The sequence below is a fragment of the Actinoplanes sp. NPDC049802 genome, assembly GCF_040656595.1.
Classification (GTDB): Bacteria; Actinomycetota; Actinomycetes; order Mycobacteriales; family Micromonosporaceae; genus Actinoplanes.
The window spans coordinates 44,330-65,993 of sequence record NZ_JBFAMR010000029.1 but is presented as its reverse complement, the minus strand read 5'-3'; the positions used below and the strand labels follow the sequence as shown (position 1 = coordinate 65,993).

Annotated in this window: 20 protein-coding genes; 9 read left to right on the top strand and 11 right to left on the bottom strand. The window is 71.4% G+C overall.

Translation table 11 applies throughout. The annotated features are described in order from the left end of the window. Positions 1 to 3: 3 nt before the first annotated feature. Complete coding sequence (locus AB0I88_RS21210; protein WP_361026908.1) at positions 4 to 696, bottom strand: WYL domain-containing protein; 693 nt, start codon at positions 694 to 696, stop codon at positions 4 to 6. A 202-nt stretch (positions 697 to 898) separates the two neighbouring features. Next, a complete protein-coding gene (locus tag AB0I88_RS21205) occupies positions 899 to 1,324 on the bottom strand; it encodes a DUF350 domain-containing protein (protein ID WP_361026905.1) in 426 nt (141 codons plus the stop codon). A gap of 165 nt (positions 1,325 to 1,489) precedes the next feature. On the opposite strand from AB0I88_RS21205, the gene AB0I88_RS21200 reads away from it, so the two are divergent. Next, a complete protein-coding gene (locus AB0I88_RS21200) occupies positions 1,490 to 2,125 on the top strand; it encodes an RNA polymerase sigma factor (RefSeq protein ID WP_361026902.1) in 636 nt (211 codons plus the stop codon). Further along, on the top strand, positions 2,122 to 2,829 hold the full coding sequence (locus AB0I88_RS21195) for a hypothetical protein (protein ID WP_361026899.1): 708 nt from the start codon (positions 2,122 to 2,124) through the stop codon (positions 2,827 to 2,829). Before AB0I88_RS21200 ends, AB0I88_RS21195 begins: the two co-directional genes overlap by 4 nt. Positions 2,830 to 3,029: 200 nt before the next feature. On the opposite strand, the gene AB0I88_RS21190 is transcribed toward AB0I88_RS21195, so the two are convergent. Further along, positions 3,030 to 4,382, bottom strand: a complete 1,353-nt coding sequence (locus tag AB0I88_RS21190; RefSeq protein WP_361026896.1) for a glutamine synthetase family protein — start codon at positions 4,380 to 4,382, stop codon at positions 3,030 to 3,032. A gap of 112 nt (positions 4,383 to 4,494) precedes the next feature. Here AB0I88_RS21190 and AB0I88_RS21185 point away from each other — a divergent pair, with 112 nt between their 5' ends. Both AB0I88_RS21185 and panB read left to right on the top strand, forming a co-directional pair. After that, positions 4,495 to 6,240 carry an NAD+ synthase gene (locus AB0I88_RS21185; protein WP_361026893.1) on the top strand — a complete coding sequence of 582 codons (1,746 nt, stop codon included), beginning with the start codon at positions 4,495 to 4,497 and terminating at the stop codon, positions 6,238 to 6,240. A gap of 102 nt (positions 6,241 to 6,342) precedes the next feature. Next, positions 6,343 to 7,173 carry a 3-methyl-2-oxobutanoate hydroxymethyltransferase gene (gene panB / locus AB0I88_RS21180; RefSeq protein ID WP_361026890.1) on the top strand — a complete coding sequence of 277 codons (831 nt, stop codon included), beginning with the start codon at positions 6,343 to 6,345 and terminating at the stop codon, positions 7,171 to 7,173. A gap of 119 nt (positions 7,174 to 7,292) precedes the next feature. Here the strand turns inward: panB and AB0I88_RS21175 are convergent, their stop codons facing one another. Then, complete coding sequence (locus AB0I88_RS21175; protein WP_361026887.1) at positions 7,293 to 8,807, bottom strand: RNB domain-containing ribonuclease; 1,515 nt, start codon at positions 8,805 to 8,807, stop codon at positions 7,293 to 7,295. Positions 8,808 to 9,196: 389 nt separating this feature from the next. On the opposite strand from AB0I88_RS21175, the gene AB0I88_RS21170 reads away from it, so the two are divergent. Together AB0I88_RS21170 and AB0I88_RS21165 are read left to right on the top strand one after the other, a co-directional pair. After that, positions 9,197 to 11,782 carry a hypothetical protein gene (locus tag AB0I88_RS21170; protein ID WP_361026884.1) on the top strand — a complete coding sequence of 862 codons (2,586 nt, stop codon included), beginning with the start codon at positions 9,197 to 9,199 and terminating at the stop codon, positions 11,780 to 11,782. Positions 11,783 to 12,052: 270 nt separating this feature from the next. Continuing rightward, the gene (locus AB0I88_RS21165; protein ID WP_361026881.1) at positions 12,053 to 13,705 is read left to right on the top strand and encodes a hypothetical protein; all 1,653 of its coding nucleotides are present in this window, start codon (positions 12,053 to 12,055) and stop codon (positions 13,703 to 13,705) included. Positions 13,706 to 13,769: 64 nt separating this feature from the next. Here the strand turns inward: AB0I88_RS21165 and AB0I88_RS21160 are convergent, their stop codons facing one another. Further along, positions 13,770 to 13,976, bottom strand: a complete 207-nt coding sequence (locus AB0I88_RS21160) for a hypothetical protein (protein WP_361026878.1) — start codon at positions 13,974 to 13,976, stop codon at positions 13,770 to 13,772. A gap of 236 nt (positions 13,977 to 14,212) precedes the next feature. Beyond that, positions 14,213 to 15,238: an aspartate-semialdehyde dehydrogenase gene (locus AB0I88_RS21155; protein WP_361026875.1), complete on the bottom strand. Its 1,026-nt coding sequence runs from the start codon at positions 15,236 to 15,238 to the stop codon at positions 14,213 to 14,215. 102 nt (positions 15,239 to 15,340) lie between these two features. Here AB0I88_RS21155 and AB0I88_RS21150 point away from each other — a divergent pair, with 102 nt between their 5' ends. Then, entirely contained in the window at positions 15,341 to 16,138 is a 798-nt protein-coding gene (locus AB0I88_RS21150) for a class I SAM-dependent methyltransferase (RefSeq protein WP_361026872.1), read from the top strand. Here the strand turns inward: AB0I88_RS21150 and AB0I88_RS21145 are convergent. The 4 genes from AB0I88_RS21145 to AB0I88_RS21130 all read right to left on the bottom strand — a co-directional run bounded on the left by AB0I88_RS21145 (position 16,135) and on the right by AB0I88_RS21130 (position 19,530). Next, positions 16,135 to 16,710: a M15 family metallopeptidase gene (locus AB0I88_RS21145; protein WP_361026869.1), complete on the bottom strand. Its 576-nt coding sequence runs from the start codon at positions 16,708 to 16,710 to the stop codon at positions 16,135 to 16,137. The genes AB0I88_RS21150 and AB0I88_RS21145 overlap by 4 nt on opposite strands. Positions 16,711 to 16,767: 57 nt before the next feature. Then, positions 16,768 to 17,376: a GTP cyclohydrolase II gene (ribA, locus tag AB0I88_RS21140; RefSeq protein WP_361026866.1), complete on the bottom strand. Its 609-nt coding sequence runs from the start codon at positions 17,374 to 17,376 to the stop codon at positions 16,768 to 16,770. Between the two features lie 118 nt (positions 17,377 to 17,494). Further along, complete coding sequence (locus tag AB0I88_RS21135; RefSeq protein ID WP_361026863.1) at positions 17,495 to 18,430, bottom strand: serine/threonine dehydratase; 936 nt, start codon at positions 18,428 to 18,430, stop codon at positions 17,495 to 17,497. Between the two features lie 41 nt (positions 18,431 to 18,471). Next, positions 18,472 to 19,530 (bottom strand): type I glyceraldehyde-3-phosphate dehydrogenase, encoded by a 1,059-nt coding sequence (locus AB0I88_RS21130; RefSeq protein WP_361026860.1) that lies wholly within the window; start codon positions 19,528 to 19,530, stop codon positions 18,472 to 18,474. 207 nt (positions 19,531 to 19,737) lie between these two features. Here AB0I88_RS21130 and AB0I88_RS21125 point away from each other — a divergent pair, with 207 nt between their 5' ends. After that, positions 19,738 to 20,136, top strand: coding sequence for a toll/interleukin-1 receptor domain-containing protein (locus AB0I88_RS21125; protein ID WP_361026857.1), 399 nt, complete (start codon positions 19,738 to 19,740; stop codon positions 20,134 to 20,136). A gap of 145 nt (positions 20,137 to 20,281) precedes the next feature. Here AB0I88_RS21125 and AB0I88_RS21120 read toward each other — a convergent pair whose 3' ends face one another. Further along, positions 20,282 to 21,049, bottom strand: a complete 768-nt coding sequence (locus tag AB0I88_RS21120) for a sulfite exporter TauE/SafE family protein (protein ID WP_361026854.1) — start codon at positions 21,047 to 21,049, stop codon at positions 20,282 to 20,284. A 165-nt stretch (positions 21,050 to 21,214) separates the two neighbouring features. Here AB0I88_RS21120 and AB0I88_RS21115 point away from each other — a divergent pair, with 165 nt between their 5' ends. After that, entirely contained in the window at positions 21,215 to 21,628 is a 414-nt protein-coding gene (locus tag AB0I88_RS21115) for a hypothetical protein (protein ID WP_361026851.1), read from the top strand. The last annotated feature ends 36 nt before the right edge of the window (positions 21,629 to 21,664 follow it).

The following is a 21,664-nucleotide window of genomic DNA, read 5'->3' as shown; positions in this document are numbered from 1 at the left end:
GACTCAGCCGAGGGTCAGCGGCCGCAGACGGTGCGGGATGTCCAGCCGGACCTCCTCCAGCGTCCGCGGCCGCACCGTCTCCCGGGTCGGCGTCACCGTGCTGATCCGGTCGGCGCGGAAGATCCGCACCGACTCGCGCAGCCGGCACCAGGCGATCAGATACCACTTCTCGTGAATCCCGACGTAGCCCAGCGGCTCGATGTCCCGGGCGGTCACGGCGCCGTGCCGGTCGGCGTAACCGATCCGCAGCACGCAGCCCACCGGCAGCGCGGCGCCGCCCAGCCGTGGCAGCGCGCCGGGAACGACGTCACCGGCCAGATGGATCCGGTCGGCCAGGTCGTGGGCCACCGCCACGTCCTCCGGGCGCATCGCGGCGAGCAGCTTGCGCAGGGCGCTCGCGGCGGGATGCCGGAACGGTGTGCGGGCCATGCCGCGCAGCGCGAGGGCCATGGCGACCGCCTCCTCCGGCGTCAGATTGACCGGTGGCAGGGTGTGCGAACGGTCCAGGCAGTAGCCGCCGGTCCGGCCGGTCTCCGCGTAGACCGGGGTGCCGGACTGCTGGAGCGCCGAGATGTCCCGCTCCACGGTGCGCACGCTCACCTCGAAACGCCGCGCCAGCCAGCGGGCGCTGCGGGGGCGGGGCGACACCGCCCGCAGCTCCTCGACGAGGGCGTACAGCCGGTCGGTGCGGTTCATGCCACGCACGATAAAGCGGGGGTACGACATTTAGCCGACCGTGACGATCATGGCGGCCGGGGCGATCACGGAGGATCCGCCCCGGCGCCGTCTGAGCACGGCCGGCGCCGTCTGAGCACGGCCGGCGCCGTCTGAGCACGGCCGGCGCCGTCTGAGCACGGCCGGCGCGCTCGGTGACGTCGGCCGGAACGCCCGGGGCGGGTCAGGCGATACAGGCGCAGACGATGATCGCCGCCCCGAAATGCGACGCGGCGCTGACCAGCGCGCCCGGGTGCCGCTCCTGGGTGCAGATCACCTCGCCCAGCTTGCCCGGTGTCAGCCAGTCCAGCACCAGGAAGGCCAGGCCCATGATGCCGATGCCGACCAGTCCGAACAGCGCGGTCGACGCCAGCCCCTGGCCGAACGACTCCCAGGTGGTGAAGATCGAGGTGAACACGATGGCCGCGATGCCGAGCTGATTCGAGGCCAGCAGCAGCGCGGCGTTCGGGTTCTTCTCCACCCAGATGAGATCGCGCAGCTTGCCCGGGGTGAGCACGTCGATCAGGACGAACCCGACCGCCATCAAACCGATGCCGGTCAGCCCGAACACTATGCTGCGCCCGGCGCCCTCAAGCAGATCCTCCAGCACGGCAAACTCCCTTTTCACGAAATCGTCGACCCAGACCGTATCGGAGCCGATCTACCGCGTCGATCGGACTCGGATCATGGCGGTGACGTTTTTTCATCAGGGGGCGCTGTACCAGAGGAGGACGCATGCCGGGGTGCGGCCGACGAGAGGCGCGGAGGTCTTCGCATGGTGGCATCGGAGGACCTCGACGACGTACTCGCCGCGGCACAGTCCGGTGACGAGCAGGCGTTCCGTCTGCTCTACCGGGCTCAGCAGCCGGCGCTCGTACGCTATCTTCGCGTGCTGGTCGGCGAAGACGCCGAGGACGTCGCCTCCGAGTCCTGGTTGCAGATCGCCCGGGACCTGCGGACGTTCTCCGGCGACTGGGACGGGTTCCGTGGCTGGACCGCGACGATCGCCCGGCACCGGGCCATGGACCTGCTGCGGGCCCGGCGGCGCCGCCCGCAGGCGATCGCCCCCGTCGAGTTCCTGACCGAGATGAGCGCCGCCGACGACACCGCCGACCGGGCCATGGAACTGGTCGGCACCGACGCGGCGGTGGCGCTCATCGCGACGCTGCCGCCGGAGATGGCCGAGGCGGTGATGCTGCGGGTGGTCGTCGGACTGGACGCCACGAGCACCGGCCGGATCCTCGGGCGCCGGGCCGGTGCGGTGCGGACCGCCGCCTACCGCGGGCTGCGCCAGCTCGCCGCCAAGCTCGCCCAGCGGGAGTCCCGCCACCCGCCCGAGCCGCCCCGGGCCCCGTCCTGGAGTCCCGCTGTGACGACTTCGGCTGCCGCGGCGCTGAAGGAGATGAGATGACCAGCGGCGAGGAGTGGACCCCCATGGACCGGAAGACCGCGGAGAGCCTGCTGCGCGGCGACCGGACCGGGCTGCCCCTCGACCGGGTGCTGTCCGCCGCCAGAGGGCCCGCCTCGGCCGGTGAGCTGGCCGGTGAGGCCGCCGCGGTGGCGGCGTTCCGGGCCGCCGCAGGGGCCCGCGGCAGACCCGTCCGGCGATTCTCGATCTTCCGGTCGGCTCTGACGAGACCGCTCACCGTCAAGGTGGTGGCGGCCGCGTTCGCGACGACCGCCACGGTCGGCGGGGTGGCCCTGGCCGCGAACACCGGTGCCCGGCCCGCCCCGGTCAGCGCCCCGGCCGCGTCCGTCCCGGCGAGCCCGTCACCGTCGCCGTCCGTGGCGCCGTCGGTGTCGCCGTCGGTGTCGGTGTCGGTGTCGGTGTCCCGGTCCCGGCCGGCCGGCTCGCCGAGCGCGGCCCCGGACCGGATCGCCGACCTCTGCCGGGAGTTCAGCCGCCGGAACCGGGAGAACCGGCGGCGGGCGCTCGACGACGACCGGTTCGGCGAGCTGATCCGGCAGGCCGGGGACAAGGACCGCGACCGGGTCGAACGGTACTGCGGGGCCCGCCCCGGCGGCTCGGCCGGCAACCGCCCGGATCGGGAGGGCGACCGGAAATCGTCCAGCCGGCCACGGAGCACCGGCAGCATGACGCCGCGCCGCGAATAGACCGGCACCCGGTGGACCGGATCTGGGGAACGGGCGGTCCACCGGGTGCCCTAACGGTCAGTTGCCGGTATGGGTCGCCCCCACCCAGCGCCCGGCGGCTGCACCAGCCAGACGGTGGCGGCTCGGACACCGCCGCCGTCTGGCGCCCGCGGAGAAGGGCCGGGAGCGCACACTCCCGGCCCTTCTCTCGTCCCTGCGTTCTACAGAGCGCCCAGGTACCGCTGGCGCTCGTACGGCGTGACCTCGCGGCGGAACTGCTCCCACTCGGCCCGCTTGTTGCGCAGGAAGAAGTCGAAGACGTGCTCGCCGAGCACCTCGGCCACCAGCTCGGAGCCGGCCATCACGTCGATCGCCTCGGACAGGTTCTCCGGCAGCGCGTCGTAACCGGCGGCCTTGCGCTCGGCCGGCGACAGCGACCACACGTCGTCCTCGGCGCCGGGGGGCAGCTCGTACCCCTCCTCGATGCCCTTGAGGCCGGCGCCGAGCATGACCGCGAAGGCCAGGTACGGGTTGGCGGCCGAGTCGATGGACCGCACCTCCACCCGGGCCGAGCTGGGCTTGCCGAACGCGGGCACCCGGACCAGCGCGGACCGGTTCAGATGTCCCCAGCTGACGAACGCCGGCGACTCGGTGATCCGGTCCGGCAGCTGGAGCGGGAAGAGCCGCTTGTACGAGTTGACCCACTGGTTGGTGATCGCCGTGTACTCCCGGGCGTGCACCAGCAGCCCGGCGATGAACGCGCGCGCCGTCTTGGACAGCCGGTGCGGGTCCTCGCTGTCGAAGAAGGCGTTGCGCTCACCCTCCATCAGCGACAGGTGGGTGTGCATGCCCGAGCCGGGCTGGTCGGTGTACGGCTTCGGCATGAAGGTGGCCCGGACGCCCTGGGACAGCGCCACCTCCTTGACCACGTGCCGGAACGTCATGATGTTGTCGGCCGTGGTGAGCGCGTCCGCATACCGCAGGTCGATCTCCTGCTGGCCGGGCGCGACCTCGTGGTGGCTGAACTCGACCGAGATGCCGATCCGTTCCAGGGCCAGCACCGCCTGGCGGCGGAAGTCGCGGGCCACCGCGTGGGTGGTGTGGTCGAAGTAGCCGCCGCTGTCCACCGGCACCGGCACCGCGCCGTCGTTGACCCCGTCCTGGATCAGGAAGAACTCGACCTCGGGGTGGGTGTAGAAGGTGAAGCCCTTCTCGGCGGCCTTGGCCAGGGCACGGCGCAGCACGTGGCGCGGGTCGGCCCAGGCGGCGCTGCCGTCCGGCATGAGGATGTCGCAGAACATCCGGGCGCTCTCGCCGCTGGAGCCGCCCTCGAACGGGAAGACCTGGAAGGTGGTGGGGTCCGGCATCGCTATCATGTCGGACTCGTAGACCCGGGCGAAGCCCTCGATCGCCGAGCCGTCGATGCCGATGCCCTCCTCGAAGGCCGACTCGAGCTCGGCGGGAGCCACCGACACGCTCTTCAGGGTGCCCAGCACGTCGGTGAACCAGAGCCGGACGAAACGGATGTCGCGCTCCTCGAGCGTGCGAAGCACGAACTCCTGCTGTCGGTCCACTGCCACCCCTCGTCCGGATGTCTACCTATCGAGGTGAGACTACGCTGCACACGCCCTGTGACGTCGGCCCGGGTCAGGATCGAAACGCCCGTCGTGGGGGAAGAATGAGGGCATGCCCACGCTGCGCATCGCCCTCGCTCAGGTGAACTCGACAGTCGGTGACGTTTCCGGCAACGCGGCCGCGGTCCGCCGCTGGTCCCGGGAGGCGGCCGACGCCGGCGCGCACCTGGTGGCGTTCCCGGAGATGATGCTGACCGGCTATCCCATCGAGGATCTGGTCTTCCGCAACTCGTTCGTCGAGGCGTCCCGGCAGGCGCTGCGCTCGCTCGCCGCCGACCTCGCCGCCGACTGCCTCGGCGACGTGGCCGTCGTGGTCGGCTACGTCGACGCCGACGGCCCGGCCGCCATCAGCTCCGACGCCGAGCCCGGTGTCGGCCGGCGCGACGCGTCCGCGCTGCTGTACCAGGGTGAGGTGGCGGCCACCTACTACAAGCACCACCTGCCCAACTACGGCGTCTTCGACGAGGACCGCTATTTCGAGCCCGGCGACACGCTCACCGTGGTCCGGCTCGGCGGGATCGACGTGGCCCTCACCGTCTGCGAGGACATCTGGCAGGCAGGCGGGCCGTTCACCGCGGCGCGGCGGGCCGGCGTGGGGCTCGTCGTCAACATCAACGCCTCTCCGTACGAGCTGAACAAGGACGACGTCCGGCTCGCCCTGGTCCAGCGTCGGGCGGCCGAGGCGGGTGCCGCGGTCGCGTTCGTCAACATGGTCGGCGGGCAGGACGAGCTCGTCTTCGACGGCGACTCGATGATCGTCTCCGCGACGGGGCAGCTGCTCGCCCGTACCGGTCAGTTCACCGAGGAGCTGCTGGTTCACGACCTGGACCTGCCGCCGGCGGCCGATGACGTCCCGGCTCCGGAGCACGGCGACGGGATGTCGATCGACCGCGTCGAGATCGGCGCCGTGCTCGCCCGGCGGGACGATGTCCGGAAAGCCGGTATCGCCGATCGGTCCTCCGACGAGGCGGAGATCTGGTCGGCCCTCGTCCTGGGCCTGCGCGACTACGTCAACAAGAACCGGTTCCGTTCGGTGGTGCTCGGCCTCTCCGGCGGCATCGACTCCGCGGTGGTCGCCGCGATCGCGGTCGACGCGCTCGGCCCGGAGCGGGTCGTCGGGGTCTCGCTGCCCAGCGGCTACTCGTCCGACCACTCCAAGGACGACGCCGCCGACCTGGCCAAGCGCACCGGCCTCGACTACCGCACCGAGCCGATCCAGGCGATGGTCGACGCGTTCCTGGCCAACATGTCGCTCTCCGGCCTCGCCGTGGAGAATCTTCAGGCCCGGGTCCGCGGCGTGATCCTCATGGCGCTCTCCAACCAGGAGGGGCACCTGGTCCTGACCACCGGCAACAAGAGCGAGCTCGCGGTCGGCTACTCGACCCTCTACGGCGACTCGGTCGGCGGGTTCAATCCGCTCAAGGACGTGCCGAAGACCATGGTGTGGCAGCTCGCACGGTGGCGGAACACACAGCCCGGCACACCCCCGATCCCGGAGAACTCGATCACCAAGGCGCCCAGCGCGGAGCTGCGCCCCGGCCAGAAGGACTCGGACTCGCTGCCCGACTACGAGATCCTCGACCCGATCATCAAGGGTTATGTGGACCGCGACCTGGGCCGTGCCGAGCTGATCGCGGCCGGCAACGACCCGGCTCTGGTCGACCGGACCCTCCGCATGATCGACCTGGCGGAGTACAAACGCCGCCAGTCCGCCCCCGGTACCAAGATCTCCGGCAAGGCGTTCGGCCGCGACCGCCGGTTGCCCATCACGAACCTGTTCCGTGAAGGAAAGTCTTAATTCACTTTTTGGGGCGGGTGCCCGGGTGATCGGATGGCGAAAGTGCGACCATGTGCGGACCCGGGGACCGCATCCGCGCGGCCTCGAGGGAGGAGCTGAATCATGTCGGAGATTCCGACCCTGTACGGCGGCCCGCCCACCCGCCGGGTCCGCACCCGCGACCTGCTCAACGCCAAGGTCCGCGGCGACCGCTGGCCGATGCTGACGTCGTACGACATGTACACCGCGCAGATCTTCGACCAGTCCGGCGTACCGGTGCTGCTGGTCGGCGACTCGGCCGCCAACAACGTGTACGGCTACGAGACCACCGTGCCGGTCACGGTCGACGAGCTGTTGCCGCTGGTCCGGGCCGTGGTCCGGGCCACTTCGACCGCGCTGATCGTCGGTGACCTGCCGTTCGGCAGCTACGAGGAGGGCCCCACTCAGGCGCTGCGCACCGCCGTCCGGTTCATGAAGGAGGGCGGCTGCCACGCCGTCAAACTCGAGGGCGGCCGCCGGATGGTTCCGCAGATCGAGGCCATCACCGGCGCCGGCATCCCGGTGATGGCGCACATCGGTTTCACCCCGCAACGTGAGCACGCCATCGGCGGCTACCGCGTCCAGGGCCGGGAGAACGAGGGCGCCGAGGTCATCTCGGACGCCCGCGCGGTCGCCGACGCGGGCGCCTTCGCGGTGGTCCTCGAAATGGTTCCCGGCGACGTGGCCAAGCAGATCACCAAGGAACTGCCGATTCCCACGGTCGGCATCGGCGCCGGCCCCGACACCGACGCGCAAGTGCTGGTCTGGCAGGACATGGCCGGCCTCCGCACCGGCAAGGCGCCCCGTTTCGTCAAGCGTTACGCCGACCTGGCCGGCGCTCTGACCGAGGCGACGCGGCAATTCGCCGCCGAGGTCCGCAGCGGCGAGTTCCCGGCCGCGGAACACACCTTCTAACCCCATTTTCGGTACGGGGTCCGCAGGCGAAATCCACGCGGACCCCGTCCGGTCAGCCGTACTCGGCCCTATGCCGCGGGCAGGTGGCCCACGGCTTCACGTCGAAACCGGCCCCACGGTCACGCGCGTTCGAAACGAACCGTGCGGCTCGCCGGGTCGGCCACCGTCAGGCGTACGTCGATCCGGCTTCCCAGTGGCAGGTCCCCGAGGCACTTGGCCCGCACGGCCGGATCGTCCAGCGCGATCGTCCCCCCGGCCGGGCGTTTTCCGGAGGGCTCGTCGCGGTCCAGCACGGCCGCCTCGAACACCTCCCCGACCCGGCCGTGCAGAAGAACCGCCTCGGCCAGGTCGATCGCGCCCCGGTCCGCCGCCGAGGCGATCCGGTCCGTGGCCGACATCGCCTTCGGCAGGCGCGGCAGGGCTTGGGCCGCCCAGCCGGGCACCGGCCGTCCGGCGTGCAGGGCCAGGCAGATCTCCGTCGCGTACCGGTCCGCCAGCCGCCGCAGCGGGGCTGTGACATGCGCATACGGGGCACCGACTCCGCCGTGCCCCACTTCCGCGGGCATCAGGCGGCCGGCTACTCCGCCGCCAGGCCCTCCGCTGCCGTGCTCCGCTCTCCCGGACGCCGCACTACCGGGATCGCCGCTGCCGGGTTCCTCGCTTTCGCTGCCGAAGGCGGTGTAGGCGGCGCCGCGCAGCAGGTCGGCGGCCTGGTCGAGGAAGGCGGCTCCGCGCGGGCTGGACGGATCGACCGTCGCGACCACCTCACCCACGGAAGCGCCGTCCGGCCAGCGCACTCCGAGCGACTCGACGGCGGTTCGCAGCGTCCGCACCGCGTCCGGTTTCGGTGACGGCATGGTGCGGAGCAGGCCGATTCCGCCGTCCAGCATCATCCGGGCCGCGGCCATGCCGGTGAGCAGGGAGATCTGCGCGTTGTGCTCCTCGACGGGCAGCGGCGCCCGCAGCACGAGCCGCCAGCCGTCACCGTCGCGTTCCACCTCCTGCGCGGGCAGCGGCAGATTCACCGCTCCGCGCGCGGCCGCCCGGCGGGCCAGCAGGGTCCCGATCTCCGGCAGCAGGGCAAGCGGCTCCGGCACGGTGCCCGCGTCGACCTGCCGCTGCACGGTCACGTAGTCCAGCTTGGCCCGGCTGCGCACCCGGGCCCGTTCCACGTCGACCGCGACGGTCTGCCCGTCACCGTCCAGGTCGATGGTCCAGACGACGGCCGCCCGCTCGCCGTCCGGCAGCAGGCTGACCACGTCCTCGCTGAGCACCGGCGGGTGCAGCGGAATGCGCCCGTCCGGCAGGTAGACCGTCTGCCCCCGGGCCCAGCTCTCCGCCTCCACCACCCCGCCCGACGGCACATAGGCGGCGACGTCGGCGATCGCATAGCGCACCCGGTAGCCGCCCCCGGCCCGCCGGCTCAGATGAACCGCCTGGTCCAGATCCCGCGAGGTAGCCGGATCAAGGGTCACGAACTCCACCCCGGTCCGGTCCGTCTCCGGCAACGGCGTGGCCCGTGCGGCCCGCTCAGCCTCGTCCAGCACCGCCGCCGGGAACTCTCCCGGCAACCCCAGCTCCCGCCGCAGCCCTGAGAAGTCGATCTGCGGAGCCACCACCAGTTTGATCGGCACGCGACATTCCTATCAGGCCGGCGATCCCGAACCCGGCTACGCCGCCACCGCGCGGCGAAGCCGGCCCCGGCTTACCACCACCCGATGCCGCCACTCACCCTCCACGGCGAACACGACGGTTCGGACATTGGCTGGTCTTGTTCGGCTGGTCGTGGGGCTGTCTCAGCACCGCTGAGACAGCCCCCAGCGCCAGCCGAGGGGCCCGCCGACCGAGCCGGCCCGGCGAACCGCTGGGTTGCGGCGGATTGCCCGGTATTGCCTGGGTCGGAGCGGTGGACGCCTACGGCGGCCAGCGCTTTGACTCCCGCGGCGCAAGGAAATCGGCCGAGTCGAAATCGGACGCGGGCCACGCCGGTCAGCATGGCCCGCGATCCGCTCACCTGCGGCGGGTGGCCGCCCGTGAGGCCGTAGCCGGCTCGATTCTGGCGGTGTTGCGCATGCTCCGGGCACCGGCAGGCACGCTGTTCGCCACCGAATCGGCGCCGGAGACGCGCGGCATCCGCGTGGCCTTGGCCGCGTTTCCAGTGGCCCGGCCCGCTCCGCTCGTCGCCGCCCTGTTGGTCGCCTTGCTGGCCGCCGACCTGCCTCCGGCAGTGTTTCCCGCCGTCTCGGTCACCTTCGCCGGAGCCGCTTTCGCCGCGTTTGTCTTCGCCGTGGCTGTCTTCGCCGTGGCTGTCTTCGCCGTGGCCTTCACCGCCGTGGACCTGGTTCCTGCCGTCGTGCTTGACGAGGTTCCGCCTGATGCCGCCTTCGTCGGTGTGGCCTTACCGCTGGTGGTCTTGGCGGTCCTGCCTGGTCCGATCGCGACAGCAGTCTTTTTCGCCGCTGACCTCACCGAAGCGGCCGCCCCGCTTGCCGTGGTCTTCGCCGCCTTGCCCACCGCCGTCTTGGCGGATGCCTCACCGTTGCGGGTCGTCCGGGTCGCCGCGGCTTTCGCGGTTGCCGCAACAGACTTGGCCGCGGCCGACACCTTGGCTGGCCTCGTCCTGGCTTCGGTCGTGGTCGCCTTACCGGCTGTCGACTGGCCACGCGTGGTCTTTGTGGCGTTGGTACCGGCCGCGGACGCCTTGGCAGCGGTGGACCCGCCCGTCGTGGCTTTACCCGCAGTCGTTCTGCCGGCAACGACCTTCGCCGCCTTCATCCCATTCGCCTTGGTAGCTGTGGCCTGGGTGCCGACAGCCTCAGTCCCAGGGGTCTTGGCCCTTGCGGTTCGAGCTCCACCAGCCTTCGTCCCGGTCACCTTCGTCGCCGCGGTCTTCGTCGCGGCCGTCTTCATCCCAGCGGCCCTCGTCGCGGCTGTCTTGGTCCCGGCTGCCTTCGTCGCGGCCGCCTTCGTCCCAGCGGCCCTCGTCCCAGCGGCCCTCGTCGCGGCCGCCTTCGTCCCAGCGGCCTTCGTCCCAGCGGCTTTGGTGCCGGAGGCCTTCGCCGCAGCGGTCTTGGTCGCAGCGGTCTTGGTCGCGGTAGTTCTCGTCCCGGCTGCTTTGGCCGTCTTCGTCGCAACCGTCTTTGCCGGTGCGGATTTCGCGGATGCCGACTTCGTCGCCACGGCCTTCGCCGCAGTGGCCTTCGCCGCAGTGGCCTTGGTCGCGGTAGTTCTCGTCCCGACTGCTTTGGCCGTCTTCGTCGCAACCGTCTTTGCCGGTGCGGATTTCGCGGATGCCGACTTCGTCGCCACGGCCTTCGCCGCAGTGGCCTTTCCAGCGGAGGCCTTGCCTGCGGCAGCCTTGGTCGCGGCTCCCTTGGCTGGTGTGGTCTTTACCGCGGCGGCCTTCTTACCAGCGGTCTTGGTCGCTTTCGTCGCGCTTGCCTTGGTAGCCGCCGTGCTCCGGCCCGAGGAGGCTTTCACCGTTCCTGTGCCCGCCTTGGCTGCGGCCTTCCTGGCCGATGCAGCCCCGACCGCCTTGGCACCGGTGGCGCCGGCAGTGCCCGCTGCCTTCGAGCCGACGGCTTCGGCGGCTTTGACGGGTGCCGTCTTGGCAGCCGCGCTCTTCTTCGGTGCCGTCGTCGCCTTGGCCCCGGAAGCCGTGGCACCGACGCCTTTCGGGCCCCCAGCCTTCGCCGCGCCCGCCCTGGAACCGCCCGACGTGGCCGAGCCAGCCCTGGTCGCGGCTACCTTCGTGGTCTCCGCTTTGGTTGCCGACCTGGTTCGTGCGGCCCCGGTACCCGAGGTCCTGGGCGCGGTAGCGCTGGCTCGCGCGGCCTCGGATGCGGTCGACCTAGCTGCAGCCGACTTCCCGGTCGCGGCCTTCTCGGGGGTCGCCTTCCCCGGGGCCTTGCCGGCAGGCGCCTTGGCGACAGAGGCCTTGGCAGCCGGTGCCTTAGCAGCCGCAGCCTTGCCAGCGGTGCCCTTCACCGCGGTGGACTTGCCCGGCGCAGCCTTGCCAGCGGTGCCCCTCAACGCGGTGGACTTGCCCGCCGCAGCCTTGCCAGCGGTGCCCCTCAACGCGGTCGATTGGCCCGCAGCGGCTCCGTCGGGCACCGATTCGGCCGTGGTCGTCTTGGTGCCGGCCGGCGTCCTCGCCATCGTGGAACGAGACGTGGATCTCCTGGTAGCTGTCCGCCTGGAGGTCTCAGCGCCACCCGGGGCAGCCCCGAAACCGCCGTCGTCCACCTCGCTCTCCGCGGCGCCGACGGCCGTCACTTCGGTCTCGTCACTCCAGACGCCCGCGTCCGTGCCCTCGGTGGAGGCGGTGCCGGCCCATTCTCCGGCGGTTGCCGCGGCCCGCTCGCCCGCGGTCGGGACGGCGACTTCCGGCTCCGCGAACTCCGGGGTGCTCTCGATCGTCGGTGCGTCGAAGTCGCCGGTTGGGGCCGACGGCTCGATGGCCGGGCTGTCCGTCACATCATCGAGATCGGCTTCCTCAGCCCTCGATGTGGCGGCGGTGCTTCGGTCATCGAAGTCGTCGTCGTCCGGCCCGTCCCGGCCCGCGGGGCCGAGTTCGCGGGCATCCTCGATCGAGACTTTGGCGAGCTGAGAGACCCAGCCAGACTGAACCGGGTCGGCGGGGCCGGTGAAACCACTACTCGTGGCGTTCCCGTTGTCGTCATCGGAGTCGGTGGCGGTCTGCTCGGCACCCGGTGTGGCGGTGCTGAGCGCCTCCAGATCGGGGCGGTCGGCGCCCCATTGGCCGGAGTCCCGTTCCGGCTGGGCGGGGCCGTGCTCGGGCGTGAACCATCCACCGACGAACGGCGGCTCCTCCACCTGCTGGCCGGCCCGGTCCTCGTCGTTCCGGTCGTCCGCCCCGGTGGACACAGTCACCCGATTCTTCGGCACGTTGGCGGCTGCCGCCGCGACCCGTCGCGGCGTACCGGTGGCCCGCGCGCGCGCGGCCCGTCCCCCGGCGCCGACGGCGGCCTCGATCGGAACGGTCACCGCAGCCCCGCGCTGCGCCACCACCGTCGAGGATCCGGCCCGCCGCGTCTGCTTCGGGGTGGCCTTCGCCACCGGGCCACGCGCGGTTTTCGCCGAGGCCCGGTCGCCGGGCGAGGCAACGTTCTCGGCGGCGGTCCTCGCCGCGGTAGCGTTCTTCGGCGCGGGTGCCTTCCTCGCACCGGCATTCTTCGCGGCGGATGCGTTGGCCCCGCCGACGCTCTTCGCCGCGGGGGCCTTCACCGCGCCGGCGCTCTTCGCCCCAGAAGCCTTCACCGCGGGGGCCTTCACCACGCCGGCGCTCTTCGCCGCGGGCTTCTCCGCCGCAGGGGCCTTCACCGCGGACGCATTCATCACACCGAGGCTCTTCGCCGCGGGCTTCTTCGCCGCAGGGGCCTTCACCGCGGACGCCTTCATCACACCGAGGCTCTTCGCCGCGGGCCTCTCCGCCGCAGGGGCCTTCACCGTAGAGGCCTTCACCGAGGCAGTGCTCGCGCTCTTCGCGGGCGCTACCTTCACCCCGCTGGTGCGCTTGGCCGCAGTCTTCGGCACGTCGGCGTTCTTGGACGCGAGCGGATTCGCTCCGCCCGGTTTCTTCGTGACGATCGCCTTCACCGTGCCGGCGCCGGCCGACTTCCTCGTCCCGGCTGTCTTGCCCGCTGCGGCAGCCGGCTTGGAACCGATCGCCTTACCGACCGATGCGACTTTGGTAACGGCGCCCGCACGAGCCGACCCGCCCTTACCGACGGAACCCGCACGAGCCGACCCGGCTTCACCGGCGGAACCCACGGCGCCTGCACGAGCCGACCCCGTTTTGGTGGCCGCCCGTGCGGGAACCACCCGAGCCGGCACCGTCTTGGTGGCCGCCACCGCACGCCCGGTTCCCTTGCTCGCGGTGGCCACCTTGGGCGTGGCCCGCTGCTTGGCGATCTTGGCGCTGGCCGCGTTCTTCGCCGGGCCGGCCTTGCTGGTGGTTCCGGCGCCGACGGCCCGCCCCGCCGGCTTGCCGCCTACCGGTTCGGAGGCGGCCCGTGGTGCCACCGTCCTCTTTGCCGCCGCGTTTCGCGCGGTGGCGCCGGTCCCCGCGGTGGTGGTCTTTCCGGCCGGTACGGCAGGCTGCTTCGCCGCCTTGGCCGTGCGGCCTGTTCCCGCCCTGGAGGCCTGGGCTGCCACCGTCGACGCGCCTTTCGCGCCCCGCGCTTTCACGGCCGGCGCGCTTCGGCCGGTCCGGGCCGCGGTCGCCGCCGGTTTCGTCTCGGGGGCCGTTCCCGGGTTGTCTGTTCTCTTCGTGCCACGGCCGGAGCCGGCGGTGGGCTGGGCGGCGCCGGCCTTTCGGGGCTTGACGATGGCGTCGCCCGTGCGGGTGGCGGCGGCCGGGGCCTGGCGACGGGTGGCGGGTTCCGCAGTGGATCGGGTGGTGGCGCCGGTGGCTGTGCGGTTGCCCGTACCGGAAGGGGTGTTTCTGGGTTTGGGCCTGCTCGGGGCCTTTTTGGCAGCGGGCATCGAGGTGTTCCTCCTTGCGGAATGACTGCGGGCACGTCGCGCCGGAGACGCGCGGTTCCGGCGCTGTGCGGCCGGTACGGCGCTGTACGTCAGCTGGCTTCCCCTGTCCAGCGGGCGTCCTCGGCATCCCACTCGGCATTGCGCTTCTCGACCGTCTCGAGTGCCCGCGTCGCGTCGTCAGCCGTGGCGTAGGGACCGAGCCGGTATTGAGCGGGGCACACGTTGTCGCCACTCTCCACACGGTGGTCGCGGAGGCACCAGAAGTAGCCCAATCCGCCCAGCCCACTGTCGTTCATTCCATCACTGTGCCGCTAAAACCGGCCAAGCGCTACCGATTCGGGCAAAAAGTCCCAGATTTCCATTGTGGAACGCGTTCCGCCCGGCGGTCGCGGCACGGCCGGAACGCGGCGGAGAGCTCGCGGGTGCGCCACGGGACGGTCCGCGATGCGGTTGCCGGACGTTCCACCGCGTACCGCCGGAGAAAGAAGACCGCCCCGGTCACGAGGGTGACCGGGGCGGCGGGGGTGAGAGATCAGCGGAGCTCGGCGGCGACCAGCTCGGCGATCTGGACGGCGTTGAGCGCGGCGCCCTTGCGCAGGTTGTCGTTGGAGATGAAGAACGACAGACCGTTCTCCGCGGTGGGGTCGACCCGGAAACGGCCCACGTAGGAGGGGTCGCGGCCGGCGGCCTGCAGCGGGGTGGGCACGTCGGAGAGCTCGACGCCGGGCGCTCCCGCCAGGATCTCCCGGGCGCGGGCGACGCTGAGCGGGTTGGCGAACCGCGCGTTGACCTGGATGGAGTGGCCGGTGAAGACCGGTACGCGCACGCAGGTGCCGGAGACCAGCAACTCCGGCAGGCCGAGGATCTTGCGGCTCTCGTTGCGGAGCTTCTGCTCCTCGTCGGTCTCGAAGCTGCCGTCGTCGACGAACGAGCCGGCCTGCGGGATCACGTTGAACGCGATCGGCTTCGGGAAGACCTTGGACTCGGGGAACTCGACGGCGGAACCGTCGTGGGTGAGCTCGGTGGCCCGGTCGGCGACCTTCTTGATCTGCTCGTCGAGCTCGGCCACCCCGGCGAGGCCGGCGCCGCCGACCGCCTGGTACGTGGTGGCGATGAAGGACACCAGCCCGGCCTCGTCGTGCAGCGGCCGCAGCACCGGCATGGCCGCCATGGTGGTGCAGTTCGGGTTGGCGATGATGCCCTTGGGCCGGGTGCGCGCGGCGTCCGGGTTGACCTCGGCGACGACGAGCGGCACGTCCGGATCCATCCGGTACGCCGACGAGTTGTCGACGACGACCGCGCCTGCCTCGGCGAACCGGGGAGCGTACTCCTTCGAGCCGCCCTTGCCGGCGGAGAAGAGCACGATGTCGAGGCCGGAGTAGTCGGCCGTGGCGGTGTCCTCGACGGTCACCTCGCCGCCGCCCCATGCGATGGTGCGGCCCGCGCTGCGCGCGGAGGCGAAGAGCCGGAGCTGGGTTACAGGGAACTGGCGCTCGGCCAGGATGCGGCGCATGACGCCGCCCACCTGTCCCGTCGCACCGACGATACCGATCCTCATGGACACCAAAATACGGCCTGATCTGCGAGGTAAGAAATCGGCTTATCCAAATAGTGAGAAGCGTGTCCCACATTTCTAGATTGCGGGCCTAGCGTGAGGCTCATGGCGACCTACACCCATGGACATCACGAGTCGGTCTTGCGCTCGCACCGCTGGCGCACCGCAGAGAATTCGGCGGCGTACCTCCTGCCGCATCTTTCCTCCGGAATCTCCCTGCTGGACGTCGGATGCGGTCCGGGCACGATCACGGCCGAGCTGGCGGGGCTGGTGGCGCCGGGCCGGGTGACCGCGCTGGAGCAGACCGCGGAGGCACTCGACCTGGCCCGCGCCGAGGTCGGGCGGCGCGGCCTGGCGAACGTCGGCTTCGCGGTCGGTGACGTGCACGCGCTGGACTTCCCGGACGACAGCTTCGACGTGGTGCACGCCCACCAGGTGCTCCAGCACGTGACCGATCCGGTGCGGGCGCTGCGCGAGATGCGGCGGGTGACGAGGCCGGGCGGCGTGGTCGCGGCCCGGGACAGCGACTACGCGGCCTTCACCTGGTTCCCGCTGGTGCCCGCGCTGGACGAGTGGCTGGACCTCTATCAGCGGGTGGCGCGGGGCAACGGCGGCGAGCCGGACGCCGGCCGTCGTCTGCTGTCGTGGGCCCGCGCGGCCGGGTTCGCCGACGTCACGGCGACGGCGAGCGTGTGGTGCTTCGCCGACGACACCGACCGGCAGTGGTGGGGCGGCATGTGGGCGGAGCGGGTGCTGAACTCGGAGATGGCCGCGACGGCGCTGCGCACCGGCGCGGCCACTCAGGCCGACCTGGAGCGGATCTCCGCCGGCTGGCGGCGGTGGGCCGACGATCAGGACGGGTGGCTGATCATCCCGCACGGCGAGATCCTCTGCCGGGTCTAGGTCCTGGGGCGGTACGCCCAGTGCCACGACTCGCGGGGCACGTTCTCGACGAAGCCGTACCGGCCGGCGTTCCTCCGCATCCAGGAGAGTGCCTTGGCGTTGAGGTCCAGGTCGGTGGCCATGCCCCAGCCGTGTTCACTGGTGCCTGGCTTGGCCGCCAGACCGCCCTGTGAGTAGAGGCCCTTGCGCCGGGCCAGGTCGACCTGTTCGGCGTAGGGACGGTACGAGTCGGTGATGCCGATGGTGACACCGTCCCGCCGGGCGTCCTCGACCATCCGGTTCAGCGACTCGGCCGCCGGGGCCCACAGCCGGTGCCCGGTGTTGCCGACCCGGCCCAGGGCGGTCTCCGGGATCCTGCCGTTCCCGTACGCGGCGAGATCCTCGGGAACGCCCTTGCTGTTGAGTTTGTAGGTTCTGTCCGTCGGCGCGCTGGACGCGATCGCCCCCTGGAGGTGGCTGGCGAAGGTGCCCTGGGCGGGCGTGGCCACCCGGGACCTCGCCGACGTGGTCGCGGCCTGCTGCGTCTGCAACGCGATGATCCGGCTCTGGATCTCCGCGATGCGCGAGTTCACTCCCTCGATTCCCACCTTCTCCGGTTCGGCGGGTCTTCGGGAAACTGAGGGAAAACCTCAGGACGCCGGGGCCAGATCGATCGTGTGCTGGGTGTGCGTCACCTTCGCCTGCAGGTAGCGGACGTTCGCCGGGGAGGCGTGCACCCCGGTGGGCTGGACCACCCGCACCTCGACGCCGAGATCCCGCAGCTGGCGGGACTTGTCCGGGTTGTTGGTGAGCAGGTCGACGGCGGGCACGCCGAGCGCCTGGAGCATCTGGGCGGCGGGGGTGTAGTCCCGTTCGTCGTCGCCGTGGCCGAGAGCGCGGTTCGCCTCGTACGTGTCCATGCCGAGATCCTGGAGCGCGTACGCGTCGAGTTTCGCGTACAGCCCGATGCCGCGGCCCTCCTGGCGCAGGTAGAGCAGGTAGCCGCCGGTCTCGGCGATCCGCTCGACGGCCTCCCGCAACTGCGGCCCGCAGTCGCAGCGCTGTGAGCCGAACACGTCCCCGGTCATGCACTCGGAGTGCATGCGGACCAGCGGCACCTCGGCCCGCGTGACATCGCCGAGGGCGAGCGCGAGGTGCTCCTTGCCGTCGGCGAGACCGGTGAACGTGATCACCTCGGCGGAGGTGCGGTACCCATCGGGGAACTCGAGCGGAACGGTGACGCGAGTACGAACCGGCATGCCCTCTCCCAGCACTTGACACTTCAAGTACGGATCGACCGTACGCGCCGGTTCATGAGGTGGCCATGGTTGCCGATGGGTCGCCGATCACAGGCCCGGATCGACCGCCGATGTCCGATTATGACGGTTGGAGAGAATCCGGGCGATGAGCACGAGCCGTGGTCAGGTCGGCCGGGTCCGTGTTGGCCCCGCAGAGCAGCACCACCACGCGCTCCCCCGGTTCCGGCTGGTAAGTCTTCGAGAGCAGGGCGGCGTACGCGGCGGCGGTGCCGTGCTCGACCACGATCCGGTAGTCGTCCCACAGCCGCCGCCGGGCGTCGACGATGGCGTCGTCCTCGACGAGCACGGAGGGCACGTCGCGCGCCAACTCGAACGCGATGTCGCCGATCCGCCGCGCGCCGAGCGCGTCGGCCGCCACACCGGAGACCGGCACGTCGACCGGATGCCCGGCCCGCTGGGCGGCGTGAAAAGCGCTCGAGGTCACCGGCTCGACCGCGACGATCCGGGCGTCACCGCGCAGCGAAGCGACCATCCCGCCGAGCAGGCCGCCCCCGCCCACCGCCACCAGAACGGTGTCGAACCCGCCCGGCACCTGCGACAACAGCTCCAGACCGATGGTCCCGTTGCCCGCCACCATCGCGGAATCGTCATAGGCGTGACAGAACAGGGCGCCGGTCTGCGCCGCCCGGACGGTCGCCGCGGCGTACGCCTCCGCGTACTCCCCGCCCTCCAGGACCACCCGCGCGCCCAGCTCGCCGAGCTTCGCCACCTTGACCGCCGGGGCGGTGACCGGCAGGAACACCTCGGCGGCGGCACCGAGCTCGCGAGCCGCGTAGGCGGCGGCGAGCCCGGCGTTGCCACCGGAAGCGGCCACGATCCCGGCCGCCGGCGGATCGACGATCCGGTTCAACATGCCCCGGGTCTTGAACGACCCGGCGTGCTGCAGATGCTCCAGCTTGAACCACAGCCCCGGCCCGGCCGCCAGCACCGGGGTACGCCGGATCCGGCCGTCGATGCGCTCGTCGGCGGAACGCACGTCAGAAACGTCAATCATGACCTGAGCCTAGGGACTCCATCCCCCTCGGCGCGAACGAGCTAGGCGACGCTCCAGGTCACCCGGCTGGACGGAACCGGTAAACGCTCGCCCACCAGCCTCGCCAGGTCCAGCAACCGGCTGGAGAAGCCCCACTCGTTGTCGAACCAGCCGCGCACCGTCACCCCACCGTCGGCGGTCGTCTGCGTGCCGGAGGGGTCGAACAGGCAGGAGGCCGGATTGTTCTTCACGTCGATCGACACGGTCGGGTCCGGGTCGTACGCCAGGATGCCGCGCAGCGGCCCGGCGGCCGCCTCGGCCATCGCCCGGTTGACCTCGTCGGCGGTCACCGGCCGCCCGGTCTGCCCGGACAGTTCGGCCAGCGACCCGATCGGGGTGGGCACGCAGTAGTAGCTGTACCGCATCTCGCCGATCTCCGGCAGCGCCACCCGGACCAGGTCACCGACCACGTAGTTGTGCGGGATGATGCTCTCCCCGGTGGACCGGCCCAGACGCGGATCCTCCCGGGAGTTGCCGACCAGCGAGTCCTGCACCCGCTGCCAGCCCTGCGCGGCCAGCATCACCGACGTGTTCACCGACCGCAGCCCGAACCGGTCCAGCAGCACCTTCGCCATCACGGTCAGCGCGTTCACCCCGCACGAGGCCGGGGAGACGACGTCGTGCATCGCCGGGTTGTAGCTCTGGTCGTTGGCGCCGACGACCAGGAACGCGTCCGGGTCGTCGGCGGAGGCGCTGATCACCACCTTGCGGGCGCCACCGTGGGTGATGTGGGACCGGGCCGCCGCCCCGGCGCGGAACCGTCCGGTGGCCTCGATGACCACGTCGACGCCCTCGTCCGCCCAGGGGATCCGCTCCGGACGCTCGTGGTGGAATGTCCGGATGGTGTGGTCGTTCACCACGAGGTAGTCCCCACTGGCGGTCACCGTCCCCGGGAAGGCGCCGCGGACACTGTCCCGGCGCAGCCCGTAGGCCAGCTTGTCGGTCGACGCGATGTCGTTGACCGCGGCGATCTGCACGCCCGGATTCGAGGCGGATGCCACGATCCGGGTGACACTTCGGCCGATCCGCCCGAGCCCATTGATCCCGATCGCGACAGTCATCGAGCGCTCCTCGATTTCGGATGCTTTGACAGCATTTCCCCCGTGACCAGGCTCACCCGGTTAACACCAGGGTCCACCCGCAGTCACGACTTCGACACTATGAGTTGTGCAAGTTGCACGTCAACGGACGACATTCTCACACCACCTCAACGACGGACATCGAACCCCCGCAAGCACGATGGACCCCGATCCGGCATCCTTGAAGACGTGCCCGTGCTCGTTTCCCACGCCCCCGCCGACGAACCCTGGGCACAGTGGATCGCCCTCGAACTCCGCGCCGCCGGACACGACGCACACCTCGACCCGGCCGACAACGGCTTCACCCACCGGCTCGCCGCCGGCCTCGGCGGCACCGGCCCGGTGCTCCTGTTGATCTCCGCCGAACACCGGGCCACCGCCGGCGACTGGGCCACCCTGCTGGGCGCCCCGGCGACCGTCGGCCGACTGATCGTTCTGCGACTCGACGCCGTCGAGCTGCCCCGCGCACTACGCGCCCTCCCCTGCCGCAGCCTGCACGGCCTCGATGAGGAAGACGCCCTCGAAGTGCTCCTCACCCTGGTCGGTGGCGTCCGCCGTCATCAGTTCCCGCGCGCCTCCGGCTGGTGACTTTCGGTCACCGCCCATCGTCGGCCGCAAACCCCTATCCGGTACGGGCGAAGCGCTCCGACTCCGGTGACCGCGCCGCCGACATCGAATCCGGGGTGAAGCGCTCCGACTCCGGTGACCGCGCCGCCGGAGCGATGACCGACGGTCAGCCGGTGACCGCGCGATAGAGAAGAAAGAGGCCGACAGTCGTACCGAAAGTGACGATGACGTACTTCAGCACCCGCTGCGGCAGCCGCCGGGCGAGCCGCGCGCCCGCATAGCCGCCGACGATCGCGGCCGGCGCCAGAATCGCCACGGCACCCCAGTCCACGTCGGCGAACGCCGCGAACACCACCAGTGTCACGAACCCGACCGTCGCCGACAGCATGTTCTTCAGCGCGTTGATCCGCTTCAGCGACTCGTCGAGGATCAGCGCCAGCGCCGCCACATACATCACCCCGAGCGCGGCACCGAAATACCCACCGTAGACGGCCCCCACGAACACCACCGTCTGTAGCGTGACGCCGGCCCGCCGCGGTGACATCGCCCGCGGATGCCCCACCAGCCCGCGCAGTCGCTCCTGGAACGCCAGCGTCGCCGCCGCTCCCAGCACCAGGAACGGCACCACGATCTCGAACGCCCGCGCCGGGGTGAGCAGCAGCAGCGCACACCCGGCGGCCGATCCGAGCACGGCGGCCGGCACGGTGGCGCGGACCCGCCGCCCCTGCCCCGCCAGGTCGGCCCGGCTGCCCACCACGCTCGACACGTAACCCGGGAAGACGGACACCGAGTTGGTCACGTTCGCGTCCACCGACGGCAGCCCCGTGGCGATCAGCGTGGGAAAGGTGATCAGCGACCCACCGCCGGCGATCGCGTTGACCGCCCCGGCCGCGACGCCGGCCGCGGCCAGCAGCAGGATGTGCGTGAAGTCCATGGTGCGAGTGAATCTACGGCCTTCCGCCCGCCCCGGCCCGGTGATCCTGCTCCCGGCCGCGAGGCCCGTTGACCTTCCTGCCCGCCCGGCCCCAGCGCGAATCGTCTCGCCGACGCCCGTTCCGGTGTGGCACAGTGGCCGTCATGACCTACCCCCGAAAGGCCCATGGCGCGTAGATCGCCCGGCGCGCTCCGCGCCGCCCGCGCCACACAACCCGATCCGCACCACCGCCCGATCGACGGCGTGTCCCGCCGTACCGACGAGGCGATCGCCCGCCTTCCGCTCGCCGTCGCGGATGCTCTGAGCCGCTATCGTGCCGCGGTGCGGGCCCCCGGCCGCTGGCTGCGTCTCAGCCCGGACGACAGCACCTGCCCGCAGTGCAGCGTGATCGACCAGCGGGACACCATCGAAGAGGCGATGCGCATGCTGCCCCCACCGGCCCGCCGCGAGTTGAGCCGCGTCGTCGCCCCGCTGGACGCGGAGTTCCGCCGCCGGACCCTGCCCGACCCGGCCCGGGCCACCCTGACCGACTGGCATGCCGCCGCCTGGTGGCGCCGCCGCGTCCACGACTACTACTGACCCACCGCGGCGAGTCCGCCGCCACCCGGCACGTAG

Coding starts and splice junctions, on each gene's coding strand:
- AB0I88_RS21150 (WP_361026872.1), top strand. CDS start 15,341: ATGGCGACCTACACCCATGGACATCACGAGTCGGTCTTGCGCTCGCAC.
- AB0I88_RS21130 (WP_361026860.1), bottom strand. CDS start 19,530: ATGACTGTCGCGATCGGGATCAATGGGCTCGGGCGGATCGGCCGAAGT.
- AB0I88_RS21160 (WP_361026878.1), bottom strand. CDS start 13,976: ATGAACGACAGTGGGCTGGGCGGATTGGGCTACTTCTGGTGCCTCCGC.
- AB0I88_RS21195 (WP_361026899.1), top strand. CDS start 2,122: ATGACCAGCGGCGAGGAGTGGACCCCCATGGACCGGAAGACCGCGGAG.
- AB0I88_RS21200 (WP_361026902.1), top strand. CDS start 1,490: ATGGTGGCATCGGAGGACCTCGACGACGTACTCGCCGCGGCACAGTCC.
- AB0I88_RS21120 (WP_361026854.1), bottom strand. CDS start 21,049: ATGGACTTCACGCACATCCTGCTGCTGGCCGCGGCCGGCGTCGCGGCC.
- AB0I88_RS21135 (WP_361026863.1), bottom strand. CDS start 18,430: ATGATTGACGTTTCTGACGTGCGTTCCGCCGACGAGCGCATCGACGGC.
- AB0I88_RS21210 (WP_361026908.1), bottom strand. CDS start 696: ATGAACCGCACCGACCGGCTGTACGCCCTCGTCGAGGAGCTGCGGGCG.
- AB0I88_RS21185 (WP_361026893.1), top strand. CDS start 4,495: ATGCCCACGCTGCGCATCGCCCTCGCTCAGGTGAACTCGACAGTCGGT.
- AB0I88_RS21155 (WP_361026875.1), bottom strand. CDS start 15,238: ATGAGGATCGGTATCGTCGGTGCGACGGGACAGGTGGGCGGCGTCATG.
- AB0I88_RS21115 (WP_361026851.1), top strand. CDS start 21,215: ATGGCGCGTAGATCGCCCGGCGCGCTCCGCGCCGCCCGCGCCACACAA.
- panB (WP_361026890.1), top strand. CDS start 6,343: ATGTCGGAGATTCCGACCCTGTACGGCGGCCCGCCCACCCGCCGGGTC.
- ribA (WP_361026866.1), bottom strand. CDS start 17,376: ATGCCGGTTCGTACTCGCGTCACCGTTCCGCTCGAGTTCCCCGATGGG.